This window comes from Brevibacillus sp. BC25, from assembly GCF_000282075.1.
Taxonomy (GTDB): domain Bacteria; phylum Bacillota; class Bacilli; order Brevibacillales; family Brevibacillaceae; genus Brevibacillus.
On sequence record NZ_AKIX01000040.1, the window covers coordinates 51,499 to 62,401 of the forward strand.

Genomic DNA, 10,903 nt, shown 5'->3' on the forward strand with positions numbered 1-10,903 from the left:
GGGGGTTAAACATGCTCTCATCTTACATTTTTATGTAAATATGACAAATAATGTGGATATCGAGGTGCCGGAATGAGTGTTTTTAGCAAAGAACAAGTACAAGATATGTATTTATTGACGCCCATGCAAGAGGGAATGTTATTTCACGCCTTGCTTGACGAAGAACACAACTCTCATCTTGTACAGATGTCCATTTCGATTCAGGGCAATCTTGATGTTGGTTTGTTTACCAATAGCTTGCATGTGCTGGTAGAGAGATATGATGTGTTCCGCACGCTGTTTCTCTATGAAAAATTAAAGCAGCCTTTGCAGGTTGTCTTGAAGGAACGGCCCATTCCCATCCTATTTTGCGATTTAACTGCATACGACGAGCAAGAAAAACAGCAGCGCTACACACAGTACAAAAGGAATGACCAAGAGAAAACCTTTCATCTGGCGAAAGATTCGTTGATGAGAGTGGCTATTTTCCAAATGACGGAGAGCGAATACCAAATCATCTGGAGTTTTCATCACATACTCATGGATGGTTGGTGCTTTAGCATTATTTTTGATGATTTGCTTTCCGTCTATTTATCCTTAAAGAACGGGGCTCCGATTTCCCTTGACCCAGTGCAGCCATACAGCCAATTTATTCGTTGGCTGGAAAAGCAAGATAAAGAGGCTGCTCTCGCATATTGGAGAGACTATCTGGAACAATTTGAACAGCAAACTTCCTTGCCGAAATTTGGGAAGTCTTCTAGCAAAGCCTTTCTACCAGCACAATATCGTTTTGTGCTGGACCGCATGCTGACGCAGCAGCTTTCTGCGATAGCAAGTCAAAATCAAGTGACATTGCCGACTGTGATTCAAACCTTATGGGGGATTCTCCTCCAATCCTATAATGCTACGAATGATGCGCTATTCGGCTCTGTTGTATCCGGGCGACCTGCTGAAATCGTAGGAATCGACAAAATGGTTGGGTTGTTCATCAATACCATTCCATTCCGCATTCAAGCGAAAAACGAGCAAACCTTTGCCGACTTGTTACAGGATGTGCACCAAAAAACACTGCAATCCCAGCAATATGAGCATGTGCCTTTGTACGATATTCAAAACGATTCCGTATTGAAGCAAGATTTGATCGATCACTTGATGGTCATCGAAAACTATCCGTTAGTCGAGGCCTTGCAGAAAAAAGTAGCAACACAGCAAGTAGGCTTTACCATTTCTGATGTCGAGATGTTTGAGCCTACCAATTATGACATGACCGTCATGGTAATGCCCAAAGAAGAGATTGCGATGCGGTTTGATTATAATGCTGCTGTTTTCGACGAAGCCTTTATCCAAAAAATGGCTGGGCACCTTAAGCAGATTGCGGCTTGCGTGGCAAACAATCCGAAGCTCACCCTTCAACAGGTTACTTTGCTGACAGAAACTGAAAAACAACAGCTAATGGCCAGAAACCTTGATACGTCCGCTGCCTATCCAACGAAAACCATGCACGAGCTCTTTATGGAACAAGTGGAAAGGACACCTGATCAGATTGCTGTCGTTTTCGGAGAACAGCAGTTGACGTATCGGGAGTTAGATGAAAAGTCCAATCAGCTCGCCAGATTTTTGAGAGGAAGAGGGATTGCAGCAGACAGTCTCGTTGGAACGATGATGGATCGTTCGATCGAGATGATTGTTGGAATTCTTGGGGTTTTGAAAGCTGGCGGTGCGTTTGTACCGATTGATCCAGAGCTGCCAGAAGAACGAATTGCCTACATGCTCGAGCATAGCGGGATTCAATTGGTAGTGACCCAGCAGCATCTACTAGAGAAAGTCTCTGCCTCTACTGAAAAAATAGATATCAGCACACCAGCCATCTGGGAAGAGAGTAGTGCTTCTGTAGAAACGATCAATCATCCAGATGACTTGTTTTATATTATCTACACTTCAGGAACGACAGGTAAACCAAAAGGCGTCATGCTTGAGCATAAAAACATGGCAAATCTGATGCACTTTACGTTTGCCAAGACCAACATCGATTTTCATGAAAAAGTATTGCAATACACCACATGCAGCTTTGATGTTTGCTACCAGGAGATTTTCTCCACGCTGCTTTCCGGGGGACAGCTCTATCTCATCACGAATGAGATGAGACGTCATGTAGAAAAACTGTTTGTCTTTATCCAGGAAAAACAGATCAGCATTTTGTCCCTCCCTGTATCCTTCTTGAAATTTATCTTTAACGAAAAAGATTATGCGCAAAGCTTCCCGCGTTGCGTCAAGCATATTATCACAGCCGGAGAACAGCTCGTCGTCACACATGAGCTACAGAAATATCTGCGGAACCATCACGTATTTTTGCACAATCATTACGGGCCGTCTGAAACACATGTGGTAACCACCTACACAATGGACCCAAGCATGGATATACCAGAGCTACCACCAATCGGAAAACCGATCAGCAACACAGGCATTTATATCCTGGATGAAAAGCTCCAGATGAAACCAGAGGGTATCGTTGGGGAGCTGTATATCTCTGGTGCGAACGTAGGAAGAGGGTATTTGCACAATCCGGAGCTGACTGCGGAGAAGTTTCTCGAAAACCCGTATCAATCAGGAGAAAGAATGTATCGAACGGGTGACCTCGCTCGTTGGATGCCAGATGGCAATATCGAGTTTTTAGGGCGGATCGACCATCAGGTAAAAATCAGGGGTCATCGTATCGAGCTGGGAGAGATCGAATCGCACTTGCTCAACCACGCCTTGATTAAGGAAGCTGTGGTCATCGATAGAACGGATGAGACTGGCGGTAAATATTTGTGCGCCTATGTCGTTTTGACAGAGGAAGTGAGCAACGAGGAACTGCGTGCGTACTTATCACGAACGCTGCCTGAGTATATGATCCCTTCCTTCTTTATGAAGCTGGAGCGGATTCCGGTTACACCTAATGGAAAAACAGACAGAAGAGCCTTGCCCATACCTGAAGGGAATGCTTTTAAGGGAGCGGATTACCTCGCTCCGACAACCGAACTGGAACAGAAAATGGCAGCGATTTGGGAAAGCGTACTCGGCGTGTCCCCGATTGGCATTCAGGATAATTTTTTCACACTGGGGGGCCATTCGCTAAAAGCGATTCATCTCATTTCCCGGATGCAAAAAGACTGCCAAGCAGATGTTCCGCTTCGCGTGTTGTTTGAGAGACCAACCATTCAAGAAATCGCCAAGTATGTGGAAGGCGAAGAGGAAGTAACCTATCTCGCTATTCCGCGGGTCGTCATGCAAGAGCATTATCCTGTATCCTCTGCGCAAAAACGCATGCTCATTTTAAACCAGCTTGATCCGGCTAGTACGGTGTACAATCTGCCCGTTGTGACGGTACTCGATGGGGAATTGAATGTGCAGCAGCTGGAGCAAGCCATTTCCAATCTGGTGAGTCGTCATGAATCGCTGCGAACCTCCTTCCATACCATCAACGGTGAGCTGGTTCAACGCATCCATCAGGAATGCAAACTACCAATCGCCCACATGGAAGCGACAGAAGATGGTTTGAATGAAGTCATCACGGATTTCATGCGTCCGTTTGATTTGGAAAAAGCGCCATTAAGTCGAGTTGGACTGGTCAAACTGGGAGAGCGTCGCCATGTCATGATCATCGATATGCACCATATCATCTCGGATGGAGTGTCATCGCAAATCATCCTGAATGATCTTGCGCAGCTCTATCAAGACAAATCCTTGCCAGAGCAACGCATTCAATATAAAGACTTTGCGGTTTGGGAAAAAGGTCTGGCACAGACAGACGAATACAGCAAACAGGAAGCGTATTGGACCGAGCGATTCGCTGGAGAAGTTCCTGTCTTGAACCTGCCTTTGGACTACTCTCGACCGTCTATTCAAAGCTTTGAGGGCGAACGTTATCTATTCCGCTCTGAAAAACAGCTGCTGGATGGCTTGCAACGAGTGGCGGCCGATACTGGTACTACGCTCTACATGGTGCTCATGGCAGCCTATCATGTTTTGCTCGCAAAATACTCCGGGCAAGAAGACATGGTAGTTGGAACCGTGACAGCTGGAAGAACGCACCCCGACACAGAAAGCATCACGGGTATGTTCGTCAACACGCTGGCAATGAGAAATCAGCCGGTGGCAACCAAAAGCTTCAAGCAATTTTTACGAGAAGTGAAGGACAATACACTCTCTGCATTTGAGCATGGGGAGTACCCGTTTGAGGAACTCGTTGAAAAGCTGGCGGTCAATCGAAATCGAAGCCGTAATCCATTGTTTGACACGTTGTTCATTTTGCAAAATATGGATGCCAATCCGATCAAGATCGAGGGCATGACAGTGACGCCTTACGTGCCAGAGGGCAAAATGGCGAAATTCGACTTGTCGCTCGAAGCAACCCAAGACCACGCAGGACTCATGTTCTGCTTCGAATTTTGCACCAAGCTGTTCAAGCAGGAGACCATCGAACGCATGTCGCGTCATTACATCCAAATCTTGCAAGAAGTCATCCGGAACACGGACTTGGCTCTCTATCAGATGGAGATGCTCACCGAGGAAGAAAAGCAGGAGTTGCTGGTCCATTTTAATGACACATTCAAGCCTGTTCAATTGGAAAGCACACTTCCACAGCTATTTGAAGAACAAGTAGAAAAAAACCCTGATCAAATCGCGCTGGTTTGCGGGGACAAAAAGTTGACATATCAGGAGCTCAATAAGAAAGCCAATCAGCTTGCTCGTACATTACGGAAAAAAGGAGTAACGGCTGACCAACGAGTTGGGATTATGGCAAATCGTTCCTTAGAGATGGTGATTGGAATCCTAGCCATTCTCAAGGCTGGCGGAGCATATGTGCCTATCGATCCAGAATATCCGAATGATCGCATTGCCTATATGCTGGAAGATTGCGAAGCCCGTCTGGTGCTTACCCATGAGCATCTTGGAACAAAGATTGCTGCTGGGGTGGAATGCCTGTATCTGGAGGATAAGAATAACTATTCTCGTATCACCACAAACCTTGACCCGATTCATACGGCTACCAATCTAGCTTATCTCATTTACACATCAGGTACGACAGGCAGGCCAAAAGGGGTCATGGTGGAGCACCGAGGTATTGTCAACAGTGTGACGTGGAACAAAGAAGAGTTTGCCTTATCTGTCCATGACAGAGGTTTGTTGGCTCTATCCTTTGCCTTTGATGGTTTTGTCCTTACCTTCTTTGCATTGATTCTATCCGGTTCAACTGTTGTCTTAACGAAGGATGAAGAAGCCAAAGATCCGATCGCGCTCAAAAACCTGATCTCAACATGGAGTTGCAGCTACACGTTGTGCGTGCCGAGTTTGTTCCAGGCGATTTTGGAATGCAGCACCACCGACGAGATCAGTCCGATGAAAATGGCCGTGCTCGGGGGAGAAAAGCTATCGCCGAAGTTAGTTGAGATGTGCAAAGAGATGAATCCGCAGATGATTGCTGTCAATGCGTACGGTCCGACAGAAAGCAGTGTTATCGCCACCTATCTGTGCGATACGCTCCCGGATGCTCCGATCACCATTGGACGGCCGATAGCAAACACAAGCATATACATCGTGGACCATTCGCACCAGCTGCTACCAATCGGGGTAGTGGGAGAGATATGCATAGGTGGACTCGGTTTGGCACGTGGTTATTGGAACAAACCAGAGCTTACCGATGAGAAGTTTGTTTCCAATCCATTTGAGCCAGGTGAACGCATGTACAAGACGGGCGACCTTGGCAGATGGCTCCCTGACGGTACGATTGAATTCGCAGGACGCCTGGATGAACAAGTAAAAGTGAGAGGATACCGGATTGAGATCGGGGAGATAGAATCGGTTCTTCTCAGCTATGAAACGACAAATGAAGCGATTGTCGTTGCTTATCAGGATGGAAGCGGGGACGCGTATCTGACCGCCTATTTCACCGGTAAAGACAACATCTCGGAAACGGCACTTCGAACACATCTATCTCAAGAACTGCCAGCGTATATGGTACCGCCCTATCTGATTCAACTGGATGCTTTCCCGCTCACGCCAAATGGCAAGATCGATCGAAAAGCGCTGCCGAAGCCTGAAGGAAAGCCTACAACAGGCGTGGAGTATGTCGCGCCTGCCAATGAAGTAGAGGCAACACTAGCAAAGATTTGGGAAAACGTCCTTGGCATCTCCGGCATCGGAGTGATGGATAACTTTTTTGAGCTGGGTGGACATTCTTTGAAAGCTATGACGGTAGTGGCGCATGTGCATCGGGAGTTTCAAACCGATCTTCCTTTGAAGCGTTTCTTTGAACAGCCTACCGTTCGAGCCTTGTCCAGGCTGATAGCAAACAGTGAGAATGCGCCAGATGCATCGATTCAACCAGCAGAACCACAAGATTACTACCCGGTATCATCTGCCCAGCAGCGGATGTACGTGCTCCATCAGTTGGAAGGGGCGGGTATCAGCTACAATACGCCTGGAATGATCATGCTAGAGGGGCAACTGGATCGCGATCAATTGGTGCATGCTCTGCAAGCATTGGTAGATCGTCACGAAATCTGGAGAACTTCCTTTGAGATGGTAGGAGATCAGTTGGTCCAAAAAATTCATGACCACGTGGAAGTGGAAATGGAGTATCGGAGTGCAGAAGAACATCAGATCGATGAAATTTTCCATGCGTTTGTCCGTCCATTTGATCTGGCTGTTCCGCCACTGCTGCGCATGGGTCTCGTGCAAATCTCGGATGAACGTCATCTTCTCTTGTATGACATGCATCATATTGCTTCGGATGCCTCGTCCGTCACGATTATTTTCAATGAACTAGCGGAATTGTACCAAGGCAGACAATTGCCGGAGCTGCGTATCCAATACAAAGATTTTTCTGTCTGGCAAAAACGTTTTAAAGAGTCAGATGACTTCAAGAAGCAGGAAGAGTACTGGCGTCACGAGTTTGAGGGGCATAACACAGTGTTGGAGATCCCGACAGATTTTCCACGACCAGCTGTGAAAAGCTTTGAGGGTGATCAAATCGTACTCGCTACCGATAGACCTCTGCTGGAAGCTTTACACGCGTTGGCTGCAGAAACAAAAACGACCTTGTTTATGGTCTTGCTAGCCGCTTACAATTTGCTGCTCTCGAAGTATGCGGGGCAGGAGGATATCGTTGTCGGAACGCCAATCTCCGGCAAGACGCGCGCCGAGCTCGAGCCGATTGTCGGTATGTTCGTCAATACGCTAGCAATCAGAAACACACCGACAGCAGAGAAGACCTTCAAGGAGTTTCTGATGGAAGTCAAGCAGAATGCCCTGGATGCATATGATCATCAGGATTATCCGTTGGAAAGTCTGGTTGAAAAGCTTGGCATTCAACGTGATCCGGGACGCAATCCACTTTTTGATACCATGTTCATTCTGCAAACCGACGAACTGTACCAAAAAACAATGGGTCAACTGACCTATCATCCCTATGAATCGACGAGCGCGCTTGCCATTTCAAAGTTCGACCTGTCTTTTCACCTGACTGAACGGGAAACTGACCTGTTGCTGCGACTGGAGTACAGCACCAAGCTGTTTAGAAGAGACACCGTAGACAGAATGTCGCGTCATTTCATGCAAATTCTACGCAACGTTACGGCAGAACCTGATAGGCAGCTTCAAGAGATTGAGATGCTGACGGCAGAAGAAAAGCAGTTGTTGCTAGTGGAGTTCAATCATACAGACAGAGAGTTCACGGAAGACCAGACCATACAACAGCTCTTTGAGGAACTGGCAGCGAACACGCCTGATCAAACGGCTATTGTATTTGAAGAGAAGAGCATGTCATACCAAGAGCTCAATGAAAGAGCGAACCAGCTAGCCGCGGTTTTGCGGGGAAAAGGAGTAGGTCCTTCGCAAATCGTCGTCATGATGGTAGAGCGTTCATTGGAAATGGTCATTGCAACACTCGCCATTTTAAAAGCTGGCGGAGCCTTTTTGCCTGTCGATCCTGATTATCCCGAAGAAAGAATTCGCTATATGATCGAGGACAGTCAAGCGAAGCTCGTGCTTACCCATTCTCACTTGATCCACAAGGTGTCCAGTCAGGCAGAAATTATCGATTTGGACGACGCGGGGAGCTATTCGTCGCATACAGACAATTTGCTTTGCATCAACAAGCCGTCAGATCTTGCCTATATCATTTACACGTCCGGTACCACTGGCAATCCAAAGGGAGTCATGCTGGAGCACAAAGGGGCAGCCAATCTACAGGCGGTTTTCAAGAATCAAGTCGGCGTAACCCCACAAGATCGGCCAGGACATTTTGCGAGTATCTCTTTTGATGCATCGGTGTGGGATATGTTTATGGCTCTATTGACAGGAGCGACCTTGTATATTATCTCGCGTGATACGATCAACGATTTCCGCAAATTTGAGGAATACGTCCACAAAAACGGAATTACCATTCTCACGTTGCCGCCGACGTATGCCATTTATCTTGAGCCTGACCGTATGCCGTCATTGCGTATCCTGATCACTGCTGGATCGTCAGCATCTACCGCGTTGGTAGAGCAATGGAAAGAGAAAGTGACCTATGTCAATGGCTACGGTCCCACAGAGAGTACGGTTTGCGCGACACTCTGGAAAGCTTTGCCGCATGAACCAGTTGGTCAGTCCATTACGATTGGCAAACCGATTCAGAATACGAAGCTCTTCATCGTGGATGAACAAATGCAATTGAAGACAGTCGGTCAAATAGGTGAATTGTGCATCAGCGGGGTGTCGCTAGCCAGAGGATATTGGAATCGACCAGAACTGACGGCTGAAAAATTCGTCGACAATCCGTTTGTGCCAGGAGAGAAGATGTATCGTACTGGAGATCTGGCTAAATGGCTTCCGGACGGAAATATCGAGTATCTCGGCAGAATCGATCATCAGGTGAAGGTACGCGGTCATCGGGTAGAGCTGGGCGAAGTCGAAAGTGTTCTGTTGCGATATGAGTCCATTATTGAGGCAGCAGCCATCACACATTTGGATGACCAGGGGCAACCTTACCTGTGCGCATACTATGTGGCCGATGGGGAAGCAAATCCGGCACAACTGCGAGAATTTATGGGAAAAGAATTGCCAAATTATATGGTTCCCTCCTTCTTTGTTCAGTTGGATAAGATGCCGTTGACACCGAATGACAAAATTGACCGCAAAGCATTGCCAAAGCCAAGCCACGAAGAGAAATCGGGCAGAGAATATGAAGCACCGCAAAACGAACTGGAACACTTACTTGCAACGACTTGGGCAGAGGTATTGGGAATTGGGCAAGTGGGAGTGAAAGACAACTTCTTTGAATTGGGCGGAGATTCCATCAAAGCCATTCAGGTATCCACGCGTTTGCACACATCCGGCTGGACGCTGGCGATGAAGGAACTGTTCCAATATCCGACCATTGAACAAGTTGCTGCCCATGTCATTCCGAACAACAGAGAGAGCGATCAGGGAGTAGTAGAAGGCGAGATTGGCTTGACCCCCATCCAGAAGTGGTTCTTCGAGCGTAATTTCACTGACCGTCACCACTGGAATCAGGCTGTCATGCTGTTCCGAGAGGATGGCTTTGATCCGGGACTTGTTCAGCAGGCATTCTATAAAATCGTCGAGCACCACGATGCGTTGCGCATGATATACAAACAGGAGAATGAGACAATCACGCAAATCAATCGAGCGCTGACAGGTGAGAGATTCCGCTTCCATTCGTATGACTTGAAAGACCATGCAAATAGCACAGCTCATATTTTAGAGTTGTCTGATCAGATCCAAAGCAGTATCGATTTGGAACAGGGACCACTCGTCCACTTGGCACTCTTCTCCACAACGGAAGGGGATCATTTACTGATTGCCATTCATCATCTGGTTGTGGATGGCGTCTCTTGGCGCATCTTGTTTGAAGATTTTTCATCTGCTTATTCGCAGGCCCTCCACAATCAGGAGCTCGTCTTGCCGAAAAAGACAGATTCATTCAAGGATTGGTCGGCTCAATTGCAAAACTATGCGGAGAGTGACGAGCTTTTACGTGAAGCTGCGTACTGGCACAACCTCGAGAGCACGAGCATGGCAGAAAAGTTGCCAACCGATTTTGTTACAGCAGATTGTAAACAAAAGCACACTCGTACGGCGAAGGTAGAGTTAACAGCCCAAGAGACAGAAAACCTTTTACGTCACGTTCATCATGCCTATCACACAGAAATGAATGACCTGTTGCTGACAGCGTTGGGATTAACGGTGAAAGAGTGGGCGAATACCGACTACGCTGTCATCAACCTGGAAGGTCACGGTCGCGAAGATATTCAGAATGAAATGAATGTGACCAGAACGATTGGGTGGTTCACATCTCAGTTCCCTGTCGTGCTTGATATGGAAAAATCAAAGGACTTGTCATACCAAATCAAGCAAATCAAAGAAAGCTTGCGCCATATTCCGAAAAAAGGAATTGGCTACGAGATTTTACGCACGATGACGGCGGATCAACTGCGTTCATCCCTGCAATTTAGCCTGCAACCGGAAATCAGCTTTAACTACCTCGGGCAATTTGATTCGGATGTAAAATCTGGCGGGTTTACTTTCTCGCCACTTGGTACGGGTCAGCTTTTCAGTCCAGAATCGGAGAGAGTATTCTTGTTGGATATTTCCGGCATGATCGAGGATGGAAAGCTCCAGATCAGTTTTGGCTACAGCAGTCTCCAGTATAAGGAAGAAACCATCGCGAAATTGGCAGACAGCTATCGGAATCACTTGCTCAGCATTATTGAGCATTGCCTATCAAAAGAAAGTGGAGAATTGACCCCGAGTGATCTGGGTGATGATGACCTTTCCATGGAAGAACTGGAGAACATCCTGGAATTAATCTAATCAGGCGACATGAGAAATGCTATTCCTCCAATAAAAGCTGGGACATTTCGCTTTTATTGGA

1 protein-coding gene is annotated in these 10,903 nt (G+C 47.0%); it reads left to right on the forward strand.

Annotation, left to right across the window (positions count from 1 at the left end; genetic code table 11):
- Positions 1–72: 72 nt before the first annotated feature.
- Positions 73–10,842, forward strand: coding sequence for a tyrocidine non-ribosomal peptide synthetase TycB (gene tycB, locus PMI05_RS12265; protein WP_007721724.1), 10,770 nt, complete (start codon positions 73–75; stop codon positions 10,840–10,842).
- Positions 10,843–10,903 lie beyond the last annotated feature (61 nt).

Bases quoted from the DNA above. Each gene is read 5' to 3' on its own strand.
- tycB (WP_007721724.1), top strand. From the start codon at position 73: ATGAGTGTTTTTAGCAAAGAACAAGTACAAGATATGTATTTATTGACG.